Origin of the sequence: Streptomyces sp. XY431 (assembly GCF_001279805.1) — a bacterium.
GTDB lineage: Bacteria > Actinomycetota > Actinomycetes > Streptomycetales > Streptomycetaceae > Kitasatospora > Kitasatospora purpeofusca.
The window spans coordinates 1-1,987 of sequence record NZ_LGDO01000228.1; the positions used below are offsets into that span (position 1 = coordinate 1).

The 1,987-nt window shown below is 68.8% G+C and carries 2 protein-coding genes; one reads left to right on the forward strand and one right to left on the reverse strand.

Translation table 11 applies throughout. The features are described 5' to 3' along the window. Positions 1–237: 237 nt before the first annotated feature. A complete protein-coding gene (locus ADK60_RS21210; RefSeq protein ID WP_063783219.1) occupies positions 238–846 on the reverse strand; it encodes a TetR/AcrR family transcriptional regulator in 609 nt (202 codons plus the stop codon). 75 nt (positions 847–921) lie between these two features. On the opposite strand from ADK60_RS21210, the gene ADK60_RS21215 reads away from it, so the two are divergent. Next, on the forward strand, positions 922–1,503 hold the full coding sequence (locus tag ADK60_RS21215; RefSeq protein WP_052709244.1) for an RBBP9/YdeN family alpha/beta hydrolase: 582 nt from the start codon (positions 922–924) through the stop codon (positions 1,501–1,503). Positions 1,504–1,987 lie beyond the last annotated feature (484 nt).

Consider the following 1,987-nt stretch of genomic DNA (forward strand, 5'->3'; position numbering starts at 1 on the left):
TGTTCATCCGTCAGGTCAGACGGGTACCCGCCCCCACTACTACTCACACGAGACTCAACGATCACCTGAGCCACTGGGCACCGCAGATCTCAAACGCGGTCTGAGGTGTGATTGCCTCTCGCTCACGCACGGCCGCGTCCACGTCGACGAATGCCTTCATGTGCGTGGGTCAGAATCAGCCCGTACTGGGGCGTGTCCAGCCCGTCCGGGACGGCCCGCCCGGTCCGACGGACGGGCCTACCGGTGGTGCCGTGCGTGCAGGCCGTGGAGGAGTTGGTCGACGTGGGTCGCCGCCTGGGCGGGGTCGAGCGGTTGGTGGCCGACCAGGAGGCGGTACCAGAAGAGGCCGAAGAGCTGGTCGGTGACGGCGTCCAGGTCGGCGGTGGGCGGTAGGTCGCCGCGTTGCGCTCCACGCGCCAGGATCGCGGACACAACCGCCCGGCGGCTCTCCACCCAGTCCCGGAAGGGTTCGGCGAAGGCGGGGTCGAGTTGGGCTTCGGCCATCAGGCCGCGCAGGGTCTGCACCCGGAGGGGGTGTGCGGTGACGCCGTACAGGGCGGTGGCGAAGGCGGTCAGGTCGCCGGCGAGGGAGCCGGTGTCGGGTTCGGGCATCCGTTGTTCGACGGCGGCGCGGTAGGCGTCCATGACGAGGGCCGCTCTCGACTTCCACCAGCGGTAGATGGTGCTCTTGGCGACATCGGCGCGGGCGGCGATCCGTTCGACGGTGACGGCCTGGTAGCCGAGCTCCTCGACGAGTTCGATCGCGGCGGCCAGGACGGAGTCGTGGGCTTCCTCGCTGCGGAGCCGGCCGCCGGTGCGGCGGTTCGGGGATGGTCCGGTGGGCACGCGGAACACGCTAGCAGTGTGCTAGGTTCAATCGAAACGCAACGTATCGTTTTTATTTGGGGGAGTGAATCGATCATGAGCGAGATCGTGGTGTCGCACGGCTACGGCGCGAGCGACGACAGCGTCTGGTTCCCGTACCTGACCGAGCGGCTCGCGGCCGCGGGGCACCGCGTTACCGTGCCCCGCCTGCCGCAGACCGAAGCCCCGCAGCTCGGGCCCTGGCGCGAGGCGTTCGGCGACGCCGCGCTGGCCGTCGGCCCCGCCGGGTCCACGGTCCTGGTCGGGCACAGCATCGGCGGCGTCAACGTGCTCCGGTTCCTGGAGCAGCACGACCCCGAGGTGGACGGGGTGTTCACGGGCGTCCTCCTGGTGGCGACCTCGGCCCACGAGGTCGGCTACGACGAACTTGCCCCGTTCTTCGAGGGGGGCTTCGACTGGGAGCGGATCCGCCGCTCCGCCCGCCACTTCCGGGTCCTGCAGGCGATGGACGACCCGGTCAACCAGCCCGACCCGTCCGAGCACGTCCGGCTGCTGGTCGAGGGCCTCGGCGCGACCGCCGTGGTGACGCCGACCGGTGCCCACTTCGGAGCCACCCCGGACGACCACGTCGAGGTGCCGGAGGCCGTTCGCCTGGTCACCGAACTGCTCGCCGCCTGACCGGACCGAAACGGACGAGGAACCGCATCACCCACGGCCGTGGGGCGCCCCCACCCGGGACGCGCCCCACGGGCCGTGGGGGCCACCCGCAGTCAGTCACAGGGCCGGCGATCGGCCTCGAGGGGTCACCGCCGAGTGCCTGCCCTCCGGACTGTCCGCAGCCGCCGCGGGCGGCGCCAGCAAAGATCCTGCCGGTCGTCCTCGACCGGCTCGATCGGCGTGAGGTGCGGCCGCGGGAGCACGATGTGGACGGCGGTTACCTCTTCGTCGCCTGTCAGTCTTCTCTCTAGTTGCAACACTGATGCCGCTCTGACCAGGTGTGCTTGAGGTAGCCAATAAATTTAAAGCTGCCCATTGGTATGCCTATTGAGCTGTAGTGGTGTTGCTAGTGTGATGCGCCACAAATCACGAGGGTAAGTTGATACCCTTTTATGGTGTCGCATCCTGGGCCTTCTGCCGTGGTGATCTCGCTGTCTGGGGACGA

Coding starts and splice junctions, on each gene's coding strand:
- ADK60_RS21215 (WP_052709244.1), top strand. CDS start 922: ATGAGCGAGATCGTGGTGTCGCACGGCTACGGCGCGAGCGACGACAGC.